27 protein-coding genes are annotated in these 24,848 nt (G+C 61.9%); 12 read left to right on the top strand and 15 right to left on the bottom strand.

The window, feature by feature from the left end:
• The first annotated feature begins 4 nt into the window (after window positions 1-4).
• Window positions 5-2,128, top strand: coding sequence for a phosphate acetyltransferase (gene pta / locus M1R55_RS04780; RefSeq protein WP_249393572.1), 2,124 nt, complete (start codon window positions 5-7; stop codon window positions 2,126-2,128).
• 16 nt (window positions 2,129-2,144) lie between these two features.
• On the opposite strand, the gene M1R55_RS04775 is transcribed toward pta, so the two are convergent.
• From M1R55_RS04775 to ddrC, 3 genes are all read right to left on the bottom strand, one after another.
• Window positions 2,145-3,245 carry an LptF/LptG family permease gene (locus M1R55_RS04775; protein ID WP_249394133.1) on the bottom strand — a complete coding sequence of 367 codons (1,101 nt, stop codon included), beginning with the start codon at window positions 3,243-3,245 and terminating at the stop codon, window positions 2,145-2,147.
• A gap of 5 nt (window positions 3,246-3,250) precedes the next feature.
• The gene (locus M1R55_RS04770) at window positions 3,251-4,312 is read right to left on the bottom strand and encodes an LptF/LptG family permease (RefSeq protein WP_249393571.1); all 1,062 of its coding nucleotides are present in this window, start codon (window positions 4,310-4,312) and stop codon (window positions 3,251-3,253) included.
• 135 nt (window positions 4,313-4,447) lie between these two features.
• Window positions 4,448-5,149, bottom strand: a complete 702-nt coding sequence (ddrC, locus tag M1R55_RS04765; RefSeq protein ID WP_249393570.1) for a DNA damage response protein DdrC — start codon at window positions 5,147-5,149, stop codon at window positions 4,448-4,450.
• 559 nt (window positions 5,150-5,708) lie between these two features.
• Between ddrC and M1R55_RS04760 the strand changes: the two genes are divergently transcribed.
• Window positions 5,709-5,909, top strand: a complete 201-nt coding sequence (locus M1R55_RS04760; RefSeq protein ID WP_249393569.1) for a transposase — start codon at window positions 5,709-5,711, stop codon at window positions 5,907-5,909.
• A 57-nt stretch (window positions 5,910-5,966) separates the two neighbouring features.
• Window positions 5,967-6,506 carry a transposase gene (locus M1R55_RS32050; RefSeq protein WP_371827157.1) on the top strand — a complete coding sequence of 180 codons (540 nt, stop codon included), beginning with the start codon at window positions 5,967-5,969 and terminating at the stop codon, window positions 6,504-6,506.
• A gap of 30 nt (window positions 6,507-6,536) precedes the next feature.
• Here the strand turns inward: M1R55_RS32050 and M1R55_RS04755 are convergent, their stop codons facing one another.
• The gene (locus M1R55_RS04755) at window positions 6,537-7,157 is read right to left on the bottom strand and encodes a 3'-5' exonuclease (RefSeq protein WP_249393568.1); all 621 of its coding nucleotides are present in this window, start codon (window positions 7,155-7,157) and stop codon (window positions 6,537-6,539) included.
• Window positions 7,158-7,192: 35 nt separating this feature from the next.
• Between M1R55_RS04755 and M1R55_RS04750 the strand changes: the two genes are divergently transcribed.
• Entirely contained in the window at window positions 7,193-7,702 is a 510-nt protein-coding gene (locus M1R55_RS04750; protein WP_249393567.1) for a DUF3105 domain-containing protein, read from the top strand.
• Window positions 7,703-7,756: 54 nt separating this feature from the next.
• On the opposite strand, the gene M1R55_RS04745 is transcribed toward M1R55_RS04750, so the two are convergent.
• The 6 genes from M1R55_RS04745 to M1R55_RS04720 form a co-directional block, all read right to left on the bottom strand.
• Window positions 7,757-8,689 (bottom strand): magnesium transporter CorA family protein, encoded by a 933-nt coding sequence (locus M1R55_RS04745; protein WP_249393566.1) that lies wholly within the window; start codon window positions 8,687-8,689, stop codon window positions 7,757-7,759.
• A 371-nt stretch (window positions 8,690-9,060) separates the two neighbouring features.
• Window positions 9,061-9,297 carry a ferredoxin gene (locus M1R55_RS04740; protein ID WP_064013833.1) on the bottom strand — a complete coding sequence of 79 codons (237 nt, stop codon included), beginning with the start codon at window positions 9,295-9,297 and terminating at the stop codon, window positions 9,061-9,063.
• Window positions 9,298-9,459: 162 nt separating this feature from the next.
• A complete protein-coding gene (locus M1R55_RS04735; RefSeq protein ID WP_249393565.1) occupies window positions 9,460-10,284 on the bottom strand; it encodes a nucleotidyltransferase family protein in 825 nt (274 codons plus the stop codon).
• Window positions 10,285-10,400: 116 nt separating this feature from the next.
• Window positions 10,401-11,795: a HAMP domain-containing sensor histidine kinase gene (locus M1R55_RS04730; RefSeq protein WP_249393564.1), complete on the bottom strand. Its 1,395-nt coding sequence runs from the start codon at window positions 11,793-11,795 to the stop codon at window positions 10,401-10,403.
• A gap of 43 nt (window positions 11,796-11,838) precedes the next feature.
• Window positions 11,839-12,501: a response regulator transcription factor gene (locus M1R55_RS04725; protein WP_249393563.1), complete on the bottom strand. Its 663-nt coding sequence runs from the start codon at window positions 12,499-12,501 to the stop codon at window positions 11,839-11,841.
• Window positions 12,502-12,975: 474 nt separating this feature from the next.
• On the bottom strand, window positions 12,976-13,494 hold the full coding sequence (locus M1R55_RS04720; protein ID WP_249393562.1) for a YkvA family protein: 519 nt from the start codon (window positions 13,492-13,494) through the stop codon (window positions 12,976-12,978).
• A 257-nt stretch (window positions 13,495-13,751) separates the two neighbouring features.
• Here M1R55_RS04720 and rplU point away from each other — a divergent pair, with 257 nt between their 5' ends.
• From rplU to obgE, 3 genes are all read left to right on the top strand, one after another.
• On the top strand, window positions 13,752-14,054 hold the full coding sequence (gene rplU, locus M1R55_RS04715; RefSeq protein ID WP_249393561.1) for a 50S ribosomal protein L21: 303 nt from the start codon (window positions 13,752-13,754) through the stop codon (window positions 14,052-14,054).
• 11 nt (window positions 14,055-14,065) lie between these two features.
• Window positions 14,066-14,341, top strand: coding sequence for a 50S ribosomal protein L27 (gene rpmA, locus M1R55_RS04710; RefSeq protein ID WP_249393560.1), 276 nt, complete (start codon window positions 14,066-14,068; stop codon window positions 14,339-14,341).
• 258 nt (window positions 14,342-14,599) lie between these two features.
• Window positions 14,600-15,913, top strand: a complete 1,314-nt coding sequence (gene obgE / locus M1R55_RS04705; RefSeq protein WP_249393559.1) for a GTPase ObgE — start codon at window positions 14,600-14,602, stop codon at window positions 15,911-15,913.
• 162 nt (window positions 15,914-16,075) lie between these two features.
• Here the strand turns inward: obgE and M1R55_RS04700 are convergent, their stop codons facing one another.
• Entirely contained in the window at window positions 16,076-16,867 is a 792-nt protein-coding gene (locus tag M1R55_RS04700; RefSeq protein WP_249393558.1) for a peptidylprolyl isomerase, read from the bottom strand.
• A gap of 121 nt (window positions 16,868-16,988) precedes the next feature.
• On the opposite strand from M1R55_RS04700, the gene cmk reads away from it, so the two are divergent.
• Entirely contained in the window at window positions 16,989-17,621 is a 633-nt protein-coding gene (gene cmk, locus M1R55_RS04695) for a (d)CMP kinase (protein ID WP_249393557.1), read from the top strand.
• A 9-nt stretch (window positions 17,622-17,630) separates the two neighbouring features.
• On the opposite strand, the gene M1R55_RS04690 is transcribed toward cmk, so the two are convergent.
• Both M1R55_RS04690 and M1R55_RS04685 read right to left on the bottom strand, forming a co-directional pair.
• The gene (locus M1R55_RS04690; RefSeq protein WP_249393556.1) at window positions 17,631-18,917 is read right to left on the bottom strand and encodes a pitrilysin family protein; all 1,287 of its coding nucleotides are present in this window, start codon (window positions 18,915-18,917) and stop codon (window positions 17,631-17,633) included.
• Window positions 18,910-20,274 (bottom strand): pitrilysin family protein, encoded by a 1,365-nt coding sequence (locus M1R55_RS04685; RefSeq protein ID WP_249393555.1) that lies wholly within the window; start codon window positions 20,272-20,274, stop codon window positions 18,910-18,912. The genes M1R55_RS04690 and M1R55_RS04685 overlap by 8 nt, the downstream gene beginning before the upstream one ends.
• 94 nt (window positions 20,275-20,368) lie before the next feature.
• Here M1R55_RS04685 and M1R55_RS04680 point away from each other — a divergent pair, with 94 nt between their 5' ends.
• Window positions 20,369-20,896, top strand: a complete 528-nt coding sequence (locus tag M1R55_RS04680; RefSeq protein WP_249393554.1) for a M23 family metallopeptidase — start codon at window positions 20,369-20,371, stop codon at window positions 20,894-20,896.
• 12 nt (window positions 20,897-20,908) lie between these two features.
• Here M1R55_RS04680 and M1R55_RS04675 read toward each other — a convergent pair whose 3' ends face one another.
• Together M1R55_RS04675 and M1R55_RS04670 are read right to left on the bottom strand one after the other, a co-directional pair.
• On the bottom strand, window positions 20,909-21,184 hold the full coding sequence (locus M1R55_RS04675; RefSeq protein ID WP_249393553.1) for a hypothetical protein: 276 nt from the start codon (window positions 21,182-21,184) through the stop codon (window positions 20,909-20,911).
• A 122-nt stretch (window positions 21,185-21,306) separates the two neighbouring features.
• On the bottom strand, window positions 21,307-22,392 hold the full coding sequence (locus M1R55_RS04670; protein ID WP_249393552.1) for an Lrp/AsnC family transcriptional regulator: 1,086 nt from the start codon (window positions 22,390-22,392) through the stop codon (window positions 21,307-21,309).
• Window positions 22,393-22,544: 152 nt separating this feature from the next.
• Here M1R55_RS04670 and M1R55_RS04665 point away from each other — a divergent pair, with 152 nt between their 5' ends.
• The 3 genes from M1R55_RS04665 (at window position 22,545) to gmk (ending at window position 24,825) form a co-directional block, all read left to right on the top strand.
• A complete protein-coding gene (locus M1R55_RS04665; RefSeq protein WP_019011407.1) occupies window positions 22,545-22,838 on the top strand; it encodes an Lrp/AsnC family transcriptional regulator in 294 nt (97 codons plus the stop codon).
• 684 nt (window positions 22,839-23,522) lie between these two features.
• Entirely contained in the window at window positions 23,523-23,954 is a 432-nt protein-coding gene (locus M1R55_RS04660) for a hypothetical protein (RefSeq protein WP_019011408.1), read from the top strand.
• A gap of 157 nt (window positions 23,955-24,111) precedes the next feature.
• On the top strand, window positions 24,112-24,825 hold the full coding sequence (gene gmk, locus M1R55_RS04655; protein ID WP_249393551.1) for a guanylate kinase: 714 nt from the start codon (window positions 24,112-24,114) through the stop codon (window positions 24,823-24,825).
• The last annotated feature ends 23 nt before the right edge of the window (window positions 24,826-24,848 follow it).

Raw genomic sequence — 24,848 nt, 5'->3', positions numbered from 1 at the left:
ACCCATGAAAACACTGTTTGTTGCCCCCACCCGCAACGGCGTCGGCCTCAGCAGCACCACGCTGGGCCTCGTGCGTGCGCTAGAGCGGCAAGGTTTAAAAGTTGCCTTCCTGAAGCCGATTGCCCAAACCCACGAAATAGACACCGACGATTCGGTGCATTTTGCCCGCGCTCTGATGGGCACGCGCACGCCGGAGCCGATTTCGCTCACTTCTGCCGAGGAACAACTGAGTTTGGGGGCCGAAGAGGAATTGATGGAAAGTGTGATCGCCCTGTCGCGCGAGGCGGCAGAGGGCGTGAGCGGCGGCGCGGACGTGTTGGTGGCCGAAGGGCTAGCCCTCACCGAGCGCAATACCTACGCGGGGGCGCTGAATGCCAGCCTGGCCCGCAACCTGGAGGCCGAAGTGGTGCTGGTGTCCAGCCTGGCGGGAGTCACGCCCGCCGCGCTGGCCGACGAGTTGGAGATTTCGGCGCTGGCCTACCGCCGCAGCGATGGGCGTGGGCTGGCCGGGTACATCCTGAACTTTGCCCCGATGGCGCTGGATTTTGGCGGACTCCTGGCCGAATTGCGGGGCCGCAGCCGTATCTTGGCAGGCGGAGAATTGCCGCTGCTGGGCGTGGTGGCGCAAAATCCCGCACTGGGAGCGCCCCGCACGCTGGATGTGGCGCGGTACCTGGGCGCGACGGTGCTGAATGAGGGCGAGGCCAGCCTGCGCCGCGTGTCCAGCACGGTGGTCACAGCCCGCAGCGTGCCGCGCATGGCCCACCTGTTTGGCCCCGGCGCATTGGTGGTCACGCCCGGAGACCGGGAAGACGTGGTGATGGCCGCAGCCTTGGCGCATCTCAGCGGGGTTCCGTTGGCGGGACTGCTGTTTACCTCGGGCAGTGGCCCCGAAGATTCCATAGAGAAGCTGTGCCGGGCCGCGCTGACCAGCACCCTACCTGTGCTGAGAACCAATACCAATTCCTACGAAACGGCCTCGCGCCTGTCGCGCATGGACGCCCGCGTGCCGCACGACGACACCGACCGCATGGACCGGATGCTGGACTTTATCGCTGACCGCCTCGATACACTGCCACTGGGCGCACGCCTCCGCACCCCCAACGTGGACGGGGAACGCCGCCTGCCGCCCAGTGCCTTCCGCTACGAACTGATTCAGAAGGCGCGGGCCGCCCACAAGCGAATCGTGCTGCCCGAAGGTGACGAACCCCGCACTGTGCGGGCCGCCGTGCGCTGCGTAGAAAAGGGCATTGCCCGCTGCGTGCTGCTCGCCAAGCCCGACAAGGTACGTCAGGTGGCCGAGGGACTGGGTCTCACCCTCCCCGATGGTCTGGAAATTCTAGACCCAGACGTGATCCGCACCCAGTACGTGGCCCCGATGGTGGAACTCCGCAAGAGCAAAGGCCTGACCGCGCCGCAGGCCGAGGCGCAACTGGAAGACACGGTGGTCATCGGCACGATGATGCTGGCCCTGGGCGAGGTGGACGGGCTGGTGTCGGGCGCGATTCATACCACAGCCAACACGGTGCGGCCCGCCCTGCAACTCATTAAAACGGCCCCCGGCGCGGCCTTGGTCAGTTCCATCTTCTTCATGCTGATGCCGGAGCAGGTGCTGGTGTACGGCGACGCTGCCATCAACCCCAATCCCAACGCGCAGGAATTGGCCGATATTGCCATCCAGAGTGCCGACAGCGCCCGCGCCTTCGGCATCACACCCCGCGTGGCGATGCTCAGCTACAGCACGGGCGAAAGCGGCACGGGCGAGGACGTGGAAAAGGTCAAGGCCGCCACCGGACTGGTGAAGGAAATGCGCCCCGACATCATCATCGACGGCCCGCTGCAATACGACGCCGCGAGCGTGCTGAGTGTGGGCAAGCAAAAAGCCCCCGATAGCCCAGTTGCGGGCCGCGCCACCGTGTTCATTTTCCCCGACCTGAACACCGGGAACACCACCTATAAAGCCGTGCAACGCGCCGCCGGAGTGGTGGCTGTAGGGCCAATGCTGCAAGGCTTGAGAAAACCCGTAAACGATTTGAGCCGGGGCGCATTGGTAGACGACATCGTTTATACGATTGCGCTGACGGCTATTCAGGCGACTCAGGGCGGGGTGCAGGGGGCGGGGAAGTAAGGTCTGAGCCGATCCTTTACCGCCGTCCCGCCATCCGCAGCAGCACCAGCCCCGCGAACACGGCAATCAAATCCGGGGCATAGGCGGCCAGCAGGGGCGGCACGGCTCCGTTTTCGCCCATCACGCGGAAGACGCTCCAGGTGGCGTAGTAAGCAAAGCTGAGCAGCAGCGCCCACACGAGTCCCACGTTCAGGCCGCTGCGGAAGGTGTACACGGCGAGGCTGACGGCGAAGAAGGCCAGAGCCAACGCCGCCAGCGGTTCGGCGAATTTGCGGTGCAGGGCGGTAAATTCGGCGGGGGCACGGATATTCTGGGCGCGGTAGGTCTGGGTACGGGCCAAGAGGTCAGGCAGCGGCAGATAGATGGGCTTGAGCTGCCCGCCGTTGTCTTCAAAGCTGGCTTGCACATCCTGCACAGGCAGCGTGCCCTTCTCGAAGGTCAGCACAGTGACGGGCCGCGTATCCTGATAGGTGATGCGCTGGCCGTTTTCTAGTTCCAGAATGTTGCTGCCGGGTTTCAGGCGGCCTGTGCGGGCGGTGATCACTTCACGAGGGGGCTGACCGATCTGCATGGTCACGATTCGCAGGTCGCGCAGTTCGCCGCCCGCCGCCACGCTGCCCACGCTGATGGCGCGGTTCAGGGCGTCGCGCAACACTAGACTGTCTTTGCCCGGTTCCCCCAGCCCGATCACGCGGGGATTGTCGAACACGATTTCGCGCTGCACGGTCTGGGCCTGCACTTTGGCACGCGGCACCAGGGTTTCGGCCACCACGAACGACAGCACAGTGACGCCCGCTGCCAGCGCCAGCACAGGGCGGAACAACCGCGAGGCCGGAATGCCCGCCGAGAGCGCCGCCTTGATTTCCGAATCGGCGGCGAGGCGAGACAAGCCCTGCAACGTGGCGAACATCAGGGCAATCGGCAGCGCCCGCGCCACGGCTTCCGGCACGTTCAGGGCCAGCAATCGGGCCACCAACAACGGGTTTGCCCCCTTTGCCAGCAGCGGTGCAATGGCATCTTCCAGTGCGGCCAGCACCAGCAGCACGATCACCACCACCAACGCGCCCACCAGCGGCGGCAGGATTTCTTCCAGCACATACCGCTCAAACCGCTTCAGGCCGATCATCGGAGCCGCCAAGCCAGCACGCCTGCCACGATCAAGAACACCAGATTGGGAATCCAGGCCGCCAGATTGGGTTCTATGGCTCCAGCGCGGGCCAACTGCGGCACGGTTGTCCAGATCACGTAAAAGCTGACGATGAACACCAATACGGTGGCAAAAGCGGCGGCGCGGTTGCGGATCAGCAGGCCCAGGGCTCCGGCGGCCAGCGCGAACACGATGGGCGTCACCGGGTCGGCCAGGCGCGACGCCAACTGAAACTGAATGTCTCGGCGCTGGGTGGCGGTCAGGCGGTCATTGTCCTGTGCCAACTGTGCGCGGAGGGCGGGTGTGCTGACCTTTTTGGCTTCGGGGGGTGGCGGGGCCAGCGTATCGGCTTGCGGCACGGTCATGGGCTTGGTCTGTGCCTGCGGATTCTGGCCAGGGCGAGAAATCCACGCGCCTGTCAGCGTCCACGTTTTAGCCTCGGTGTCCCAGGTGCCGCTGGGTGCAGTAATGGTTTCGTCGCCCCGCTGCACCATCACGCCCTGAAGTTGGGCCACCGTGCTGCCCGCATCGTTGCGTACCCGTCCGGCGTAATACAGCGCGCCAGGTTCGGCGTAGGTGTACTTTTCCTGCGTGGGCTGCGGCGGCACCATCCCGTAAATCTTGTACCAGGCGTTGTCCCAGCGGTCTAATCCGGCAGGAACCACGTATCCGGCATTGATGAAAGCCAATACGCCCACCAGTGCAAACGGCAGGGCCAGCGGCCATACGAGGCTCAGGGGCCGCACGCCCGCCGCGAACATGGCTTTGATCTCGCTGTCCTTTTGCATGCGTGAGAAGGCCAGCAGCACGGCAAACGGTACCGCCAGCACCAATGCCCGGTTCAGCAGCGTGGGCAGATATCCAGCAAACGCACCCGCCGCCTGCACAAAACTGGCGTCGTAAGTCAGCAAGCGGCCCACAGTGGTGCTCAGGGCGTCGGTCATCTGCAAAATAAGGAACAGGGCGAGGCCCGCGCCGTACCACCCCAGCACTTCACGGAACACAGAACGGGGCAGCAAAGACGGCACAGGCGGCATTCTAGCGGGTGAGTGGATGAGAGGTAGAGGGAAAGAGGGGAGTGCTGCCGGCGCACTTAAACAAGTCGAGCCAAATAAAAAGAGGGCAAGCCCGGCGGCCTGCCCTCAAGAGTGAATTTGCTTATCCGAAGGTAATTACCCGGCTTGCGGGGCCAGCGGCGCGTCCCACAGGTGGCGTTCGCGGCGGGCCACATGCTCGTGCAGGCGCAAAATCGCGGTGTTGCCGTGTGCCCCGTGATCCTGAATGGCCCGTTCGGTGGCCGTGTCCACATACGCCATTCGCAAGAGTTCGGCGCTGCTGAGGCCATCACGGGTCTGCTTGACACCGCGCTCCCGGCGAATCGTGGCACTGTCGGTGCCCAGCACGCTGCGGTTGCTGATGCTGCCCAACTGCCCGTACACGTTGCCCTCGCCGCCGTGCCGCGCCACCGTACTCATCAGGGTGCGTCGGGCGTCGGTGCTTTCCAAGCGTGCGGCCAGCCAGCGCCGTGCTTCGGGGTCGGGGTTGCGCTCGGCAATCTGGGCGCTCAGGCGCACGTCGCCCTGCATGGCACGGGCCAGCAAGGTCTGGGCACGCTTGCGCCAACGCTTGGCCTCAGTGGTGGTCAGCACAAAGGCGAGACGGGCAAATTCGTCGGGGTGCAGGGTAGCTTCCGGGCCAGCCCCAAAGTCACGCGTGGGGCTATGAAGGTCATGTTGGGCGGCAAAAGTAGTCCAGTCTGTCGCGGGCACAGTCAGGCCCAGTTGAAGGAGGGCGGTGGGGGCGTGCAGCAACCCGTCCGCGCTGGCGGGCAGGCGCACCGTACCAAATTCCAGTGTGTTGGGGAGGCTCTTCATACGTATATATTAGCATAAATTATGTTTTTAGCATAACAAATTGGGCAGAAAAAGGCCAAGCTGACGCAACGGTAAAGGCAGGTTTTTGACGTGTTGGACGTGGGATTTTGAGGGGTGGCTCAGCTTTGGGTATTACAAAGCGGGCAAATGGAGAGTTAGTGGCATGCGTACTTGTAGGGTTGCTGTTCCACCCATCTTCTGGCTTGCTGTCACGCTTTACCCCACCCCCCAGTCCCCGCCCCCAAAGGGTAAAGGGGAGTGGTCGCTCTGCTGCGCCGCTCTACGAGTCCGCTGAGGAGGAGTGATCTTGTCGCGTTTCAAGTCGGCTGAATCCTTCTCTTGAAGTGGGATTGCCAGTCGTCTTGAGCATGGAAGTGGCCCGCGCGTTGCACACACCTTGGGGCCTCACACGCAGTTGGGCGGGGACGGTGTGAGGTGGCGGTGTCATGGCTGTTTTATGGAGGTGAATGAGCGCAGCGATTGCCGTTCTTAGCCCCTTGACCTTTAGACCCTTAGAGCGTGTTTATAAAGGGTCAGGGAATCGGACATGCTTCAAGGTGTGAAACGCAAGGCATACTCGACCGACCTGACCCAGAAACAGTTCAAGCGCTTGGAGCCGTACTTACCGCACGCCAAGCCGAGAGGTCGACCGCGCACGGTCGACCTGTACGAGGTGTGGTGCGCGATGATGTACATCTTGCACGGGGGGATGGCGTGGCGCACTCTCCCCCATGATTTTCCGGCGTGGGAGACGGTGTAGTCCGACTTCCGCCGTTGGGAAGCGGATGGGACTTGGGAAGCCGTCAACCACCTCTTGGTGAGAAAGACCCGCGCAGCGGCGAGGCGCGACCCAGAGCCAAGTGCGGGCATCATTGATGCCCAACCGGTGCGCTGTCGCCCGCAAGCGGGACGACGTGGAGTGGAGGCGGGCCAGAAGACCCATGGACGCAAACGTCATGTGCGGGTTGACACGATGGGCTTGCTTCTGGTGGTGTGGATCACGACGGGAGATATTCAAGATCGTGATGGGGCTCAAACGCTGCTCCAGCACGCTCAGAGGCGCTTTCCGCGCCTCTCTTGGTTCTGGGCCGATGGTGGGGATGCGGGCCAATGGGTGGATGGGGTGAAGCAGACCCTGTGCTGGACACTTCAGATCATCAAGCGCACGGATAACGCGAAGGGATTCGTTGTCCTCCCGAGGCGTTGGGTCGTGGAACGCTCCTTGGCTTGGTTGACACGCTCACGTCGCTTGAGTCGAGACTCCGAGGGCCGAGGTCAAACCTCGGCCACTTGGTGCTATATCGCCAGTATTCGCCTCATGCTCAGACGCCTTAATCCTATCAGTGACCCTTTATAAACACCCTCTTAGACAAAGCACCCAGCGCCTCTAGATTGCCTTCCCCGCCACCAATTTCAGCAACTCCACATACACCCGCGCCGTTACAGTTGCGTCTTCTAGGGCGTCATGGGCGGCGTAGGTGAGGCCAAAATGCTTGACCAATTGGTCTAGCGGCGTGCCCACTTTGCGTGGCAGGTGGCCGGAATGCAGCAAAAACTGGGCCACCAATTTGGTATCCACCCGCCCCCGCCGAAAGACCCGGCCCAGATCGGGCAGCAGGGGGGCCAAAAACCGAGTATCGAATTGCAGATTGTGGCCGCCCAAGATCACGCGGCCTACCTCGGCGGCATAGTCGCGGATGGCCTGCGCTACGGCTTCGGGCGGTTGCGCGGCGGCGTGGTGGGCGCTCAGGTCTATGCCGTTGACCGCCATCGCTTCCGGCTCCACGTCGTACTGACCGTGCTGCACGCGCAGATGCAGGGGCCGCGTAATTTCGCCTTCCGGGGTCAGCGTGACTAGGCCCACCGTCAGCAGCGGGTGGCGGGATGGGTCACGGCCTCCCGTTTCGGTGTCTACAAAAATAATCGGTTGCGTCAGGGCGGCCAGCATGGGTTCAGGGTGGCACATGTGACGGCCCACAAAGATCAGCCATTCAGACTGTTTCTTCACACCGCTCTGCCCCCAACCCGCTAGGCTGTAGACCAATGAACCGCTCGCGCCTCGCCTTGCTGCTGCCCGCCCTTGCCGTCACTCTTGCCGCCTGCGGAGACGGAGGAAACATCGAGGGCCTTCAAACCTTTACCTATCCGGCGGGCGACCACCGTACCGGGTCGTTGGTGTACGCCGAGAACCCACCTGCGGGCGGGGCACACAACGCCGTGTGGCAAAACTGCGGCGTATATGCCCAGCCCCTCTATAACGAGTACGCCGTTCACAGCATGGAACACGGCGCAGTATGGATCACCTACCGCCCCGACCTCGACGCTGCGTCATTGGATCAACTGAAAAAGCTGGTGGACGGTAGGCCATACACGCTGCTCAGCCCCTATCCCAACCTGCCTTCCCCGGTGGTGGCGAGCGCGTGGGGCGCACAATTGAAGGCCGACAAGGCCGACGATGGCCGCCTGAAAGCCTTTCTGGACAAATACGAACAAGGTGCGACGGCCCCAGAACGCGGCGCGGCCTGTTCGGGTGGGTACGGCGCAACGCAGTAAGGGTGTGAGTGGTGGGCTGTAGGAATTAAGAATTCTGCGGCCCACCTCAGCGGGCTAAAACACCTTCAACTTGTGAAACAGGAAAGCCACGGTAGAGGCCAGCGCCATAGCAATGGCCAGCACGATCCACATTCCATACGGACTCTGGGCAAAGGGAATCGGCACGTTCATGCCGAAAATGCTGGTCACTAGGGTAGGAATCGCCACCAGAATGGTCGTCACGGTCAGCACCTTGACGACCTGATTCACATTGTTGGAAATCACGCTGGCAAAGGCTCCAGCCATGCTGGTCAGAATGTTACTGGCGATGCTCGCCATTTCAATCGCCTGCAAGTTTTCAATCAACACGTCATCCAGCAAATCAGAATCTTCCTCGTACATTTCAAAGATTCGGTCACGCTTCACGCGCTCCATCATGGCCTCATTGGCTTTCAGGCCAGTCATAAAGTACACGAGGCTTTTTTCAAGCTTCAGCAGGTTCAGCAGTTCGCGGTTTTGCTGCGAGTTCTCCAGTTTGTCTTCAATCAGATCCACGCGCTTGTTGATCTGGCGGACATCAATCAGGAACCGCTGGGCATTGCGAAGAAACAATTGCAAAGTCAGGCGATTTTTCTTGGCTGTACTGACGCGCCGCACCAATCCACTGATGACATCCTTGACCACCGGGTTTTCCAGCGCACACACGGTCACAAGGCAGTGATCGGTGTGCAGGATGCCGAGTGGCACGGTGTCGTAAGGAATATCGCTTTCATCGGGCAGGCGGTAACTTGTCTGCATGATCATCAACAGTTGGCCGTCCTCGCGCTCAAAGCGGGAGCGTTCGTCGGGGTCAAGGGGATACGACAGGTAATCCAGCTCTAACCCGGTTTCGCGGCTGATGCGGGCCAATTCTTCGGCGGTGGGCGCGGTAGCATTGATCCAGCAGCCGTCCCTGTAGCCCTCGGCAGTGGTCAGCTTGCCGCCAATAGAGCGGTAGTAGGTCAGCATAGGCCGCCGCCAGAGCTTAGAGCAGGAGGGTTGACGGACAGGGAACAGGTGTAGAGCGCATAGTGGGACACAGCTCGAAGCATGGGCGTCCTCCGGTGGGGTGGGATGGCGTCAAGTTCAAACTGGGCGGTTCGTTGTCCAGAGTTTCGGAATGCACGGCATCACCTCCCTTCCGGCGGGCCGCGAGCAACGGCGTGACCTTACCGCCCGCCATGCTAGCCGGATACACGGTAGAGGTGCAAGCATGGGCACAAAAAACCCACCCGCCAGCCGGGGCCGGAAGGTGGGAAGAGGGCTAATTTTTGGTTTACGGAGCGCGTCCGCCTCTGTTGCTCACTTTGTTCGGGTCATCAAGCTGACCGCAACGGTCTTTACAGGCCGAAGTAAACGCGGTTCTTGACGATGAATTCGGTTTCGCCGCCGGGCACATCTTCTTCGGGGTAGATGGCGCTGACGGGGCAGGCGGGCACGCACGCGCCGCAGTCGATGCACTCGTCGGGGTGGATCAGGAATTGATCGCCCGCGTCGTAGATGCACTCTACGGGGCAAACTTCGGTGCAGGCGTTGTCCTTGACACCAATGCAGGGGCTGACGATGACGTGAGGCATGCCAGACAGTATGCACAGCGCCGGGGAAAGTGACAAGGGCAAAGTCTCCGTGAGAGTTGCACCGGACTAGTCAGGTTTTATCCGTGCGGGCGCACCAAAAGCCGAGCTTAGAGGTCGGGATTGCTGGAGAGAAGGCAGATGGGGACGCAGTACAGAGCGAATTTAGTGGACGGCCTCAGCGTGCCTCCCCGTGAAGTGCGCCTCTGCCAAGTGCAGATCCTCGTCTTTATCTACGTCGGTGCCGACAGCCGCGTGCGGCGTCATCAGGGCGTGAACGGGAACGCCCAGCAACGCGGCCACTTTGGATTCCAGCCGCGCCACCGTCAGTTGCCCGGTCAGGAGTCTCAGCAAAATACCCGGCCCGATCAGGCCCGCCAATTTCAGGGGCGCTTTGCGGGCGGCCAACACCCCACGCAGGCGCGGCAGGAACTGGCCGATCAGGGCCGGATCGAGCATAAACAGGTTGCCCCCCGTGAATGTGCCGTCCTTCAGGCGGGCATAGGTGCGTTTGACCCCCGGATAGGCCGCCTCGCAGACCTCGCGCCGCACCACCGGATATACCAGGACGGCGTCGGTCGGGGTAGCGTCCAGCACGTCGCGCACCTGCTCTGCCCTCAGCAGCGGAATATCTGCCGTGACCACCAGCACGCGCTCGCCTGCGCCCGCTGCCAATGCTTCCACGCCCGCCTCCAGGTTGCCCAGCAACGTGCCGTGATCGGTGACGCGCAGGGCAATCAAGGCGTCCATTTCGGGCGTCGTGGGGCCGACATAAGCAATGCGCTGCACGCGCCCGCTGCCGTGCAGGGCACGCAGGACATGCAGCGCCATCGGCTGGCCCGCCACCGGAATCAGCCCCTTGACCTTGACGCCATGCGCCGCCGCGAAAGGATCGCCGGGATCGCCGCCGCCCAGCACCACGGCACTCCAGCGCACCGCCGAAGCTGCCGTGCGGGGCAGGCCAGTTGTTGACTGCTCAGGTTGACTCATTGGGCTTAAGGGTAGCAGGGAGCGGGGGTGGGGGCCGAATGGGGAATATTTGGGGGTGGTCTAAGGGCCGATGGTCAAGAGTCTAAGCAGGGCCATTGCTGGCGCTTCCTCACCCTCTACCCCGGCAAATACAACCGCCCCGTAAATCCCGCTCCGGGCGCACTCTCCAGCGTCAGGGTTCCCCCATGCAACTCGGCGGCGCGGCGCACAATAGCTAGGCCTAAGCCGTGGCCTTCGCCGCTGCGGGCTGCGTCGGGACGGTAAAAGGCTTCTCCGAGGCGGGCCAACACGTCTGCCCCCACGCCGGGGCCGTCATCCTGCACGGTCACGGTGGCGCCCCCAGCTTCGGCTTCCACTTGCACGGTAATGGTGGCTCCCGGCGCGTGCCGCACGGCGTTCATGGTCAGGTTCCAGATGGCCTGACCCAGCAGCACCCGGTCTCCCTGCACCGACACGGGCGCGGGGGCCAGCAAATCCACGTCGGCTTCCGGCGAGAGTTCGCGGGCGCGGTCTACGGCGTCGGCGGCCAAGTCACGCAGAGGCACGGGCGCACGCCCCATTGCCTCGGCGTCGCGGGCCAGCAGGAGCAGGTGGTTGGTGAGGGTCGCCAGCCGGGTCATATCGGTGCCGACTTCGCGGAGTTCGGCGCGGTAACGGGCGGCGTCGCGTTCGCGGGCCAGTGTGCCTTCGACCCGTGCCTGTACAGCGGCCAACGGACTGCGGAGGTCGTGCGCGGCAGCCCGCAGGAAAGCCTGTTCGCGTTCGCGAGCATCGGCGAGGCCCCCAAACGTGCCCTGCAAAGTCAGCGCCAGCCGCGCGAGTTCGTCGCCCTGTCCGGCCCCCGGCACAGGCCGCCGCAAATCGCCCCCCGCGCCTATGTCACGCGCCGCACCTTCCAGCGCCCGCACAGGCCGCAGCAGTCGCCCCGCCACGCCCCAGCCCACGGCGAGCGACAGCAGCAACGCAGCAGGCAACAGCCACGCCAAGGCCCGCCCAAAGGCCCGCTGCGCCTCGGTCAGCGCCTGTGCGTCGGTGGCCACCGCCAGCGTGATGTCGCCTTGCAGATCGCGCCCCGGCCCCCGCGCCCGCACGCCGCGCACCGTGATCAGTTGGTCGTTCAGGCGGTACAGGTTGTCTCTGAGGTTCAGGGCCACGCCTGCGGGAAAGTTGGCTGTCTGTACCTGCGACACTACGCCCAGTTGTACCGACACCAGCCGCAGTTCCAGGTTGCGGGTCTGCGGATTGCTCCTGACAATGCGCTCTAAATCGGCCACCGTGACCTCGACCACGCCAAACCCCAGCGGCCCGGCGGCGCGGCCCAGTTCTCCTTCTACCCGCTCCTGCACGGCACTGACCGCACTCAGCAGGCGGTCTTGCTGCGAGCGCAAGAGGAACCCGTTGACCGCCACGTACAACCCGCCTGCCACCAGCGCCACCGCGAGGCCGGTTGCCAGCGCCGCCCAGAGCGCCAAACGTGCCCGCAGGGTCAGTGGGGGCCATTTTAAGGACATGAGTACCCAGAGCAGAACTGGAGCCACCTACTCCACAGCCCCCTCATTTCTCCACCCGGTAGCCGCGCCCCCGCTCGCTGGAAATGGCTTCCTGCGCCAGCTTGCGCCGCACATACCGCACGTACACATCCACGATTCGGGCCTCGCCCTCAAACTCCGGCCCCCACACCCGGTCTAGCAGTTCCTCGCGGGTAAACCAGCGTTCGGGGGCCAGCGCCAGCACTTCGATCAGGGCGTATTCGCGCCCGGTCACGGCCACTTCTTCGCCGTCCCACGCCACCGTGCGGGCCACTGTGTCCACCACGCCGCGCCCCGCCGCAAATGGCAGCCTCGGTGCACCCTGCCCCCGCTCCCGGCGCGACAACGCCCGCAAGGTTGCCAGCAATTCGGGCATGGCAAACGGTTTGACAAGGTAGGCATCCCCGCCTAAATCCAGCCCCTGCACGCGGTCTCCCAGTTCGCCCCGCGCCGTCAGGAACAGAATGGCCGAATCTACCTCGGCCCCGCGCAGTTGCCGCGCCACCTCGAAGCCGTCCATACAGGGCAGCATCACGTCCAGAATCAGCAGGGAATAGTCGCCCAGCATGGCGGCCTCCAGACCTTCTGGCCCGGTCTGCGCCCAAGTCACCACGTACCCCGCCTCGCGCAGTGCCTCCCGCGTCGGCTCAGCAATGCGGGGATCATCTTCTACGAGCAGCAGTCTCATCGGGTGGGCCTCATACGACGCTCAGTGTAGGCGCGGCGGTTAGGGGTGGGTTAAGCGAGGTTTAGCGCACATTGGCACCTTCGCAATTTGCCTGTAGACGGATGATAGGGACAGCAAAAAATGTCAGTGCTGTGACCTCTGCCGTATATCGTCCCTCGGTGACATACGAACGCCCTCCACACTTTTCAAATTCAGACTCTTTCACGATAGAGGAGACTAAAAGACGTTGAATGAACACTTTTTGCAGTGGGTGACGTAAAAGATTCTTGGCATCTCGCAGGGCATGGAGGCCAAAAATCCTTTCTTGCGCCGAAGCCGGAGAAGGAAGCGCGGGCATTAGGCGTGGCAGACCGATTCCTAGAAGAGCAAAAACGACAAAGGCAGCGACAGTTCGTGTGACTGACAATGATGTAAAATCTGCGCCCTCACGCCTAAGCTTCATGGCCTGCACAATCCCAAACTTTTATTGACCCGTCATCCACCCAAACTCCGTACCAAGCCCCACACCAGGAGCCCCAGCCCTATCACCAAGGCCACACCCAGCACGGGCAGCAGCCAGGGCAGGCGGCGCTGCATTCCGGCGCTGCGGGCACGGGCATCCAGCAGAACCGGGGCGGGCAGGCTGCGGGCGGCCAAAGCCAGAATCGTGGGCACGATGACCAGATCATCGCCAAATCCCAGCAAAGGCGTCAGGTCGGGCAGCAGATCTAGCGGGCTGACAGCGTAAATAATGGCGACCAACGCAGCAGCTTTGGCGGGCAGTGGCGTGCGGCGGTCACCCAGAGAAAACAGCAGGGCCAGGGCGTCACGCCAGATGGGACGAATGCGGGCAATCACGCCCACAGATACGCGGTCTGGAGGTTCAGAGTTGCGTCTGCTATGCTGGTGGGTAGTCGTGGCCGCCTTCAGGTGTGCCGCGCCGGAGGCCACAGCAATATGACTCGCATCACGCGAGCCGTCGTGTACCGCGAGGACACGTTCAGGAACGGACACTGCAACCATCATCCAACATCCAGCCCGTGCGGGTTGGCCCTGCCGCGTGCAGGGAAGGTTTTTGTACATAAACCGTGTTGCTCCCGATGTTTGCCACCCGTTCCGGCCTCCAGTCCGGTTCGGGGATGTTTGCATGGTTCTGGCAGGCCGCCCCGATATGTGTTAAAGTCTTTGCTTGGTGACCCGCGCCTAGATGCGTGGGTGGGCAGCACCCGCCCGGCAGCGTTCCGGGGCGGGGACAGCAGGAGGAACGACCGATGTTTGCAATTATTCAAACGGGCGGCAAGCAGTACCGCGTGCAGGAAGGCGACGTCTTGCGCGTTGAGAACCTGAAGGCCGATGCGGGCGACAAGATGGATCTGAAGCCCCTCTTCGTGGGCGGCGAGAATGCCCTGTTCGGCGACGCCGTGAGCAACTTTACGGTGCAGGCTGAAGTTATGGCGCACGGACGCGGCGACAAAATCTACGTCCGTAAGTACAAGAGCGGCGTGCAGTACCGCAAGCGTACGGGCCACCGTCAGGGCTTTACGGCCATCAAAATTCTGGGCATCAAAGGGTAAGGTGAACTGAAATGGCACATAAGAAAGGTGTAGGTTCTTCCAAGAACGGTCGTGACAGCCAGCCCAAGTACCTCGGCGTCAAGAAGTTTGGCGGCGAGCAGGTCTTGGCCGGAAACATCCTCGTGCGTCAGCGCGGCACCAAGTTCAAGGCTGGCCCCAACGTGGGCATGGGCCGCGACCACACACTGTTTGCCCTCCAGCACGGCAAAGTCGTGTTCACCAACAAGGGCGCGACGGGCCGCTTCATCTCCATCGAAGTCGCCGCCACCGAACTCGCTGCCGACTGAGATCAGGCACGAACACGCACGCCTTGCCGCACAGGTGGCAGGGCGTGCTTTGTTTGGATTACAGGTTAATCAGCGGTATTGAAGAGGGGCGTCTAAGAGTCGAGGGTCTAAGAACAGCTTTTGTGGGGAGGCTCGGATTTTCTTGCAGCCGTAGAAAAGCGTCTAAGAGACTAAGCACACCTCTCCTCCCGCCTTTCCTTAGACTCTCAGACCCTTTGACACTTAGACCATCTTTTTCAGCATCAACCAGAGGTACATATGGCATTTCGTGATGTTTTAAATATTGAGGCAGCTGCCGGAAATGGCGGCGACGGCTCTATGAGTTTTCACCGGGCAAAATTTATGGAAAAGGGCGGCCCCGACGGTGGGCACGGCGGACGCGGCGGCAGCATTATTTTGCGGGCCATCGAGGGCGTCGAAAGTCTGGAACGGCTGGTGGGTAAGCGCAAATTTAAGGCTCCCAACGGCGCATACGGCGAAGGCCGACTCCGGCAGGGTGCAGACGGCGAAGACATTTACATTGAAGTTCCGGTGGGCACCACCGCCTTCGATGACGACAGCGGGCGCGTGATTGCCGATCTGGTGCGCGTGGGTCAGGAGAAAGTCATTGCACGCGGCGGCTTCGGCGGGCGCGGCAACTCCACCTTTGCCAGCAGCACCCGGCAGGCTCCCCGCTTTGCCGAGTTGGGAACGCCCGGCGAAAAGCGGCGTGTGCGCCTGGAACTGCGCCTGATTGCCGATGTCGGTCTGGTGGGCTACCCCAATGCGGGCAAATCAAGCTTGCTGGCCGCCATGTCGCGGGCCAATCCGGCCATCGCCGCGTATCCTTTTACGACCCTTTCCCCGATTTTGGGTGTCGTAGACCGCGTAGATACCGATGACCGTTTTACGCTGGCCGACATCCCCGGCATCATCGAGGGAGCCAGCGAGGGCAAAGGGCTGGGGCTGGAATTCCTGCGCCATATCAGCCGCACTCGCCTGCTGGTGTACGTGCTGGACGTGACCCGCAGCCCCGTAGAGGAAATGCGGAGCCTGCAATCCGAGCTCCGCAGCTACGATCCGAGTTTGTTGGGCAATGTGGCCCTCATCGCGCTGAACAAAGTGGAACTGGTCGAAGAAGACATTGCCCAGATGGTGGAAGACGAACTGCTCGACTTCGGCCTGCCCATTTTGCATGTTAGTGCCAAAGAGAAAATTGGCCTGACCGAACTGCGCGACAACGTGTTTGCCATGCTGCCTGACCGCGAACTGTGGGCACAGCAAAACGCGCTGGAAATTGAGATTGAAGACCTGCGCGAAGAAGCCCTGACCGTCGTGTTCCGCGAAGACGAGCCGACCAAACCCGGCGGCGAATTCGAGCGCGTGTGGGAAGTGCGTGGCGGCGGCTTTGCCGAGAAGATTACCCGCTTTGCCCGCCACCTCGACGACGCCGCCGAGTACCTTTCAAACCTGTTCAAGCGTCAGGGCCTCTACCGGGCGCTAAAGCGGGCAGGCGCACGCGAGGGCGATACCGTAGAAATCGGCACCTTCCGCTTCGAGTACTTCGACGACGATCAGCCGGGAGAGCGGTAACGTTCTAGCAGGCTGGAAAACGGAATAGACAGGAACGTGGATTGTGGAATGGAGGGAACACCCTTCAAACCGCGATCCACTTCTTGTTGGGGATGGAAAAATCAAAAGACGGATCGTGGAGCGTAGGCCAGAACCTACACCACGTTCCACCAACCACACTCCCTAGTTCTTCGTCAAAATCCGTACTGACAGGATTTCATCGGCCACGGCGTCGGCAATAGGCGTTTCCTGCCCGGTGCTGCTGTCGCTGGTGCGGGTCAGCTTGGGCAATACGTCGTCGCCCGTGACCACTTTGCCGAAGATGGTGTGCTTGCCGTTCAGGTTTTCGGTGGGCGCGAAGGTAATGAAAAACTGGCTCCCGTTGGTAGCAGGGCCGCTATTCGCCATCGCCAACAGTCCGGCAGCGTCGAAGGTGAGCGCGGTGCGGAACTCGTCGGCGAAGCTGTAACCGGGGCCGCCCGTGCCCCACTGCTCTTTTTTGGCGAGGTCGGTACTCTGGGGGTCGCCCGACTGCGCCATAAAGCCGTCCATGACGCGGTGAAAACGGATGCCGTCGAAGTAGTGGTTGCGCGCCAGGAACACGAAGTTGTTGACCGTCACGGGCGTTTCGGCCTCGTACAGATCGGCCAGTACCTGACCCCGGTTGGTGTCTATCAGGGCAAAGTAGTTTTTGCCGTCTTGCAGGCTCAGGGTGGGTTCGGTCTTGAATTCGCGCACGGGCTTGTCGGTCAGGAACGGCACGAGCGTATAGCCCGCAGGCACCGCGCCAGCTTTGGTCACGGCAGGCGTGGCGGCGGTTTCAGCCGGGGTCTCCGTTTCAGGCGTGGTTGCCGGAGTTTCCGTTTCTGGCGTTTCCGTCGCCGTTTCTTCCGGCGTGGTGGTCGCGGCGGTGTCGTTTTTGGGACACGCGGTCAGGGTCAGGGCAAGGGTCAGCAGCAGGGCGGCCTGTTTCATCGGGTGCAGTCTACCTGTTGGCCCTAGGGCAAAACGGTGATTTAGGCTCACAGCTGAAGTGGCGTGACCCCTATGCCCGTGTGAAATCAAAGTAATGGGAGATAACGCTAGACTGCGGGGCGTGATCGTAACGATAGATGGCGTCGCTGCCAGTGGAAAATCGAGTGTGTCTTCGGGGGTAGCGCGGGCGCTGGGCATTCCGTATGTCAGCAGCGGCCTCCTGTACCGCGCCGCCACTGTGCTGGGCCTGGAGGCAGGCGTGGACTTGCACGACGCGCCTGCACTCTTAATCCTGCTAAACACCCATGCGCCCCGGCTGGAGCCATTGGCTGAGGGCAACCGCGTCTGGGCCAGAACGCGCGAACTGACCGACGCCCTGCATTCTTCCCGCGTGGATGCGGGCGTGAGTGTGGTGGCCGTGCTGCCCGAACTGCGGGCGTGGGTGGATGCTCAGCTCCGTGCCCTGCCCGAACCCTTCGTGGCCGAGGGCCGGGACATGGGCACCAATGTGTTTCCTCATGCTGGGGCCAAGTTTTACCTGACGGCCAGTCCCCGAATCCGCGCCGAGCGCCGCGCTCGCGAGCGCCCCGAAGACATTCCAGCCATAGAAGCCGCCCTGATTCGCCGGGACGCCAAGGACAAAGTGCAGAGCGCCCCCGCGCCCGACGCGAAAGTGATCGACACCGGGCTTCTGACGCTGGACGGCGTGATAGAGGTGATTCTGGAGGGGTTGGGAGAAGCCAGGAAAGCCTAAACCAGTGCCTTAGCTCAGCGTTTCAATCGGCCCCAAAGCCACCACCGTCGGCGGAAACTCGGCAATATTGTTGATGGGGCACAGGCGCAGGACTTCGCGTACATCGTCGGCGGTGACGCGCGTGTAGCGGTCTACGAGTTCAGACGTGGGGCTGGGATAGCCGTGAGCCAGATGCTCCATCCCCAGCGTAAACAGGCGGCCATGCGGCGTTTCGGACCGCAGCAAGGTTCCGACGGCCATTTTGCGGGACGCACGGCGCACGGCGGTTTCGGTGATCAGCCCCTCGGCTCCGGCCAGCACCGTGCGGAAGCCGTCCAGCACCGTTTGGGCACGGTCTGGATCGCAGGAAAACCCGCCCTCGAAGGTGCCTATATCGCGGTATTCCAGATGAGCCAAATCCGCGCCGTCGGCTAGCCCGGTATCCAAGAGCGCCCAATACAGCGCCCCGTTTTCTCCGCCGATCAGGTCGGCCAGCACCACGGCGGCCTCCCGCAGCGGGTGGGTGGTGGGCAGCCCCGGCAGGCTCAGGGCCAACTGCACCCGCGTCAGGCTGGGATCGCGTACCACACGGACTGTACCGGGATGAACCGGAGCCGGCTGAGTCAGATAAGGAAGGCTGGGCGTCGGCAGCGGCGCGGCGGGCCACTCCCCCAGTTCGGCCTCTGCCCAGGCCAGCACTGCCGCCGGGTCAAATGCGCCCACCACCGCCAGTGTCACCTGACTTGCGCCGTAGCGCTCGCGGTGGTTGCGGGCCAGCGCGTCACGGGTCAGGGCGCTCACCGTTTCCACCGTACCCAATACAGGTTGTCCCAGCGGGTGCCTGCCCCAGTAGTCGGCCCGCAGCTCGTCTATTACGCGCACGGGCGGCTGGTCGGCGTACATGGCAATTTCTTCCAAAATCACGCCGCGCTCGGATTCCAGATCGCTCTGGCGCAGGGCCGGGCGCATCAATTGGGTCAGGGTGTCCAGCAGGGCGGGCGTGTATTCGGGCAGCGCGGCGGCGTGGTACACGGTGGCTTCCTCGCTGGTAAAGGCGTTGGCGTTGCCGCCCAGATCATCCAGCCGCTCATTCAGTTGCGCCGCACTCAGGGCCTCGGAACCTTTGAACATCAGGTGTTCGATAAAGTGCGAGGCCCCCATTTCTGCGGGCGTTTCATCACGTGCGCCCGTGTTGACGAAGTAGCCAGCAGCCACCGTTTGCGCGGCGGGGTCAGGTTCGAGAAGTAAGGTCAGGCCGGACGGAAGATGATGCAGTTGGGTTTCAGGCAGTTTAATTTCGGAAAGGGATTCAGACATGGTTGACCTCTGCCGCTGCGACTTCGGTTTCTTCAACTGCCACTGGCCCCAGCGTCACCGTCGTAGCTTGCCCCGCCGGATCGTAGCCACTCAGGAAGGCATTCACATCCTCCAGCGTCAGGGCGGCGAGTTGCCCACGCAGGTCGGCCACGCTGCGAATCCGCCCGAACACGGCCACATCCCGCGTGAGGCTGGTGGCCCGCGCCCGCAGGCTTTCGGCTCCAAAGACCACGCTGGCGGTCAGGCCCGTTTTGGCCCGTATGAATTCGGCGTTGGTCAGACCTTGCGGCAGGCGGCCCAGTTCCGCCATCAGCACGTCCAGCGTTTCGGGGGCGCGGGCGGGCGTGCTTCCGGCATAGGTAGACAGGAAGCCCTGCCCACCCAGCACCACTGGCGACGCACTGACCGAGTAGGCCAGCCCGCGTTCCTCGCGCACCGCATGGAACAGACGGCTGGCACTGCCGCCCGACAGCGCTGTAATCGCCAGTTGCCAGTGCAGCCAGTGGGGATGCAGCGGCGCAATTCCCGGCGAACTCAGGCTGATGTGGGTCTGCTCGCCGTCTTCAAAGGGCAGATGCGAGCGCAGACCGGGCAGGAAGCGGGCGGTCACGAGGTCATTTTGGCCTGTGCGCCAGTCGGCAAAAGTGCGGGCCATCAGGTCATGCACCGCGTCCGGGTCAGCGTCGGCCACCAGCCCCAGCACGCTGCCGTTGCCGCCGTAACGGGTCAAAAACTCGCGCAAGCTGGCAGGCGAAATAGTCGCTAGACCTTCCGGCGTCCCGCTGGCGGGGTGGGCAAAGCCCGCGAACGGAGCTGCTGCCGCGCCGTCGAAAGCCACGGAGCGGGCCTGCACCGCCAGTAGATCGGGCGGGCTGTCTTCCAGTCCCTCTAAATCCTGCCGGGCCAAGTCCAGCAAGACCGCCAGTTCGGCATCGGGCAAGTCGGGGCGCAGTAGCACATCGGCCAGCAGGGCAAGCGCACCGGGCAGGTCGGCCTTCAGGCCGCTGACGCCGTAACGGGTAGCTTCCGGCCCCACGCCCCCGCCCCGGCGCACGCCGAGGTCATCGAAAGCGTCCTGCAGGGCGCGGGCAGAGCGGCCCCCAGCCCCCTTGAACAGCCATTCTTCCAGCACGCCCGCCGAACCCTCGAACCCCACCGGATCGTGTGCACTGCCCACCGGAATCCGTAGATCGAGTGCAAAGCCCGGCCCGGCCCGGCGCTCATAGGCCACCTGCAGGCCGTTCTCCAGCGTCCAGAGCCAGACCCTTGGCCCGCTGCTGTGCTGTGTCGTTCCCGGTTGTGTTGTCCCCGTCTGAATCCCAGGCGCGGCTGCCTTCCCTTCTGCGCCAATCGTCATCGTGGGTAGTCTACCGCCCCCATGCAGACAGGACTGAGGCGAGGCTACTTTAGAGGGACGCTTGACTCCTATTCACTCGCCATGCTGAAGGCCTATGCGCCGTCTGCTCTCGTTCCTCGTGATTGTGGCTGTCCTGGGCGGGCTGGCCTACCTGCTGTGGCCTGTCCTCAAAAACGCTGGCCGCTATTCGGCGCTGCTCTCGGCCCCCGCGCCTGCCGCCCGCAGTCTGCCGAACCCTTTGCCCGGTCAGCGGTTTGTAGATACCTGGGGCGGCGCACGCAGCGCGGGCCGCAGGCATGAGGGCGTGGATATTTTCGCCCGCCGTGACACGCCGATTGTGGCCACCACTCGCGGCGTCGTGGTCAATGTGGGAGAAAATAGCCTCGGCGGGCGCACCGTGATGATTCTCGGCCCCGGTGGGCAGCGGCACTATTACGCCCATCTGGAACGCTACGCCGAGTTGCGTGAGGGCGACTGGATTGAAGAAGGTGCGGTGGTCGGTTATGTCGGCGACAGCGGCAATGCCAAAGGCACGCCCCCGCATCTGCATTACGGCATCTATACGGGGAGCGGGGCCATCAATCCTTATCCGCTGCTGCGGCGAGAGTGGGAGAAACGCTGAACAAAGTCTGTCTCAGTCGGCGGCTTGCTGCGTCACCCACGGCAGATGATGCTGAGACGTGTCTACCAACGCCCCGAACCGCAGATGACGCTGGCAGATGAACCACATCTCGTCGCGGTCATTGGCCAGCACAAAGTAGGCGTCGCTGGTTTCACTGGGATTGAACACGCCCAGCACGCGGTACAGCCGGTCTTCTGCGAATCCGCTGTCCAGCGGGCGGGGCATGGGCGCACGGGGGCCAGTCAATTCCTGAATTCGCACAAACAGATGGGGGTGAAAGGCGAGCATGCCTCAGCCTGACGCCAGCTCAGCCGTTAGAGTGGATGAACTCAGACAAGCTAAAGGCCAGTTCAAGATTGGGGCAACGGCGGTTAAACCTGTTGCCCCTCTGTGGTGGTTGAAAGTTAACTTTAAGCGTCGGTTCCCAGGTTGTCCTTCGCCCACTGATAGAACTCAGGCTTGTAAAACTCCAGCCGGATTTTCTTATATTCCTTAGTGGAATACAGGATGGCGTGGTCTATTCCCTCGGCCACTTCGTCGTGAATGGCCTGAATCTTTCCGAAGGCTTCTTCCTTGCTGCGGCCATGCACCATCGTAAAAATCGTGTAGGGCCACTCGGCGTAGGTGGGGCGCAGGTAGCAGTGAGACACGGCCTTGAATTCGGCCATGCGCCGCCCAGTTTCGGCCACGTCTTCTTGCGGCACGGCCCAGACGCCCATCGCGTTAAAGGTAAATCCGGCCTTCTGGTGACGGAACACGGCAGACACGCGCCGTAAGGCTCCGGCGGCTTTCATTTTCTCGGCGTGCGCGGCCACTTCCGCGATGCTCAGGCCCAGTGCGGCGCAGGCGTCGGCGTAGGGTTCCTCGGTTACGGGCAAGTCTTTCTGAAACTCGGTGACGAAGGCCCGGTCAAGGTCGGTGACGGCGTAGCCGATGTTGCGCTGCTCGCTGGTGTACTGCGGCGCGGCCTTGGCGTTCCAGTCTTCTTTGCCGGTCATGTCAAATTCCACGCCAATCTTGAACAGATGCAGCGTGGGCATCAGCCGGGTCAGGCGTGCGCCGCTCTGCTCGTGCAGCTTTTGCACGTGGGCCTCAAGGTCGCTTTCGGGCGGCACAGCAATCGTGTACCACAGGTTAAAGGCGTGGTTGCGCTTGTAGTTGTGGCTGACGCCGGGGTGCAAATTTACGATCTCTGCGCCCGCGTCCAGTTGGTCTTCGTCATGTACAGCGGCGACGAGACTGCTCTGATAGCCCAGCGTGCGGGTATCGAAAATGGCGCTGACCTGCCGCAGTACGCCTTCCGCCTTCACCTCCTGCAAAATAGACAGGGCTTCGGCCTCGGTCAGGCCCACCTGCTCGGCAATCATGGCGTAGGGGCGCTGCACGATGGGAATATCGCGCTGAATGCGGTTCAGCAATTGCTCACGCGGGGTGGGTTGGGTCGGCTCCGCACCAGTCGACTCGGTCTGGGCAGGAGCGGCAAGAGGAGCAGTCATATGACCCAAGATACGCCGACCCATGCGGTAAAACGTCCCCGAACGAGCGGTAAGGGAGCGGCCCCGTCCCAAGCGTGGGCATCTGCTTAAGGCGGAGCAGGGCGGCCAGGTTCCGGAACCCATTAATGCGGTTCAGGGCGCACAATATGGACATGGTAACCGCACTCGTGATGGTACAGGCCGAACGGCAACGTATTCAGGAAACCGCCGAGGCACTCGCCAGCGTGCCCAGCGTGCGCGAGGTGTATTCGGTGACTGGAGAGTGGGACATCGTGGCCGTACTACGCCTGAGCCGTTACGAAGACTTAGATGACGTGGTGACCGGACATTTAAGGAAAGTAGACGGCATTACGCGCACGCAAACCATGCTGGCCTTTCGCACCTACAGCGAGGATTTGCTGGATCAAGGTTTCGGCGTGGGTTTAGATGAAGGCCGGACAGAGTAGAGCAATTTTTTCCACGACAGTGAGATTAAAAAGCGATATTAAAGAGAGTTACAATCCACTCTGCTCCTGAATACGGTAGCCCTGCACCCCTTGGTTTGCGAGGCTCCCGGTACCTCGGGCATTTTGCGAAACTATGCTCACTCGCCTTTGGTCAGCACAGGGAGCGGTGAAAACAGTTTCTATGATGGTTTTGGAAGCAGTTCCATTGCTGTCCACCTGCCCATTAACACGTAATAATCCGTTCAGTTTTTAGGTATACGATAACTCTGTTCGTCTAATCAGTCCGAAAGAGCAGTCAACTCTTTTTATGCGCATCTTGCAAAAAACTTACTTTGCCGTCAATAAATACTCATTTCATTGCCTCTTCACAACCATTCGACATTAAGCCATCTGTTGATTGGTCGGAGTTTTAGCCCTACAGAACGGGCTTAATGCTTTCAGTTGCTCAAATCAAGCTGCATTTCTAGGGTTGACTTTGGTGCATCAGTGTCAGCACTTCGATCAAACCGCGCAACTTCTCTACAGAATAAATCAAACTCTCATACAACGGTTTAACTGCGCTCAGAGGGAGATTTACTGGTTTTGTTGCAAAAGCGTAGCCTCTCCAGGTGCATCTATACTCAAGAAGGGGGTTTACAACGTCTAGTCCCATCACTCATACTGAATCTCCGGAGGATTACTCAGATGACTTACAAGAAACTCAGCGAGCAGATTCACGAGCTTAGCAACCCACAGCGTAGTGATTCCTTTGTAAAGCTTTTCCGGGATGCTGTACGTCAGGGCAAATTTGATGCCACGTACATGCCCGAACGTTTTACCATGCCCAAGCAATTTAGCCGCCGGGGTGCGGAAGGTACCTACCAGCGCGACGCTAAAGAGATGTTGTTTGAAATTACGCCTGATTTCGAAGCTTGGTTTGATCAGACCAACCGTGACTTGGCCGCAGCACGCAAAGGTGGCAACATCAAGCCTAGCGTAGAGGCGATTGAATCGGGCCTTGTTGACTTTAAGAAGATGGCCGAAGAGACCCGCAAGAAAATGCAGGCCAGCTACGAAAAAGGCCAAGCATTGGGCAACAGCAGGGCAAAAGGCAGCAAGGGCGGCAAGCGCAAGTAAGCTCTGGGCAACACAAATCTAATTTTTACTGACTGGGTGGATGAGAAAATGCATTCATCCAGTCAGTATTTTGGCTCTGGCTGCCCAGCATTGCTTCGGCTCTCGGCGCTCCTGGCCCCCTTTCCTCTGGTGTCATGGGCGCGTATCCTGCCAAGCAATGATGGCCGTTCCTGATGCTTCCACCTCTTCCGCTTCTGCCCGCCGGGGCCTCTTGATCGTCATGACGGGCGCGTCGGGCGTGGGCAAAGGCACGCTGCGAGAACGCTGGCTGGAAGGCCAGGACGTGTTCTATTCCACGTCCTGGACAACCCGTGAAGCCCGCCCTGGCGAGCAAGACGGCGTGGATTACGTGTTCGTAACGCCCGAAGCTTTTGAGGCCAAAGCCGCTGCCGACGGCTTTCTGGAGCACGCCGCCTTTGTGGGTAACCGCTACGGCACGCCCATAGAACCCATAGAGACGGCGCTGAGCCGGGGCCAGGATGTGGTGCTGGAAATTGAGGTGGAAGGAGCCATGCAGGTGCAGGCCCGCGCAGGCGAGGAGGCGATTCTGGTGTTCATCATGCCGCCGAGCCTGACCGAACTACGCCGCCGCTTGGAAGGCCGCGCCACCGAAACGCCCGAACGCATAGAAAAACGTCTGCTGCGTGCCCGTGAGGAAATTACTCAGGCGCACGCCTTCCGCTACGCCATAGTCAACGATGACCTGAACCGCGCCCTTCACGAGCTTCAGGCCGTACAACGCTACGAGCGGGCGCGGCAGATTCCCGAAGAGGAGTGGACGCCGGAAGACCGTGCCGCGCAGGCGTTGGCCCTGTCGGTACGCAGCGATGGCCTGAGTGCCGCCGAGCTAGAGCGGGTCGTAAACAGCTGAGAATTTAAACAGCCAAGGGGAGA

It is taken from the genome of Deinococcus sp. QL22 (genome assembly GCF_023370075.1).
Classification (GTDB): Bacteria; Deinococcota; Deinococci; order Deinococcales; family Deinococcaceae; genus Deinococcus.
The sequence above is the reverse complement of the archived record's forward strand: the minus strand, read 5'-3'. Positions and strand labels throughout refer to the sequence as shown.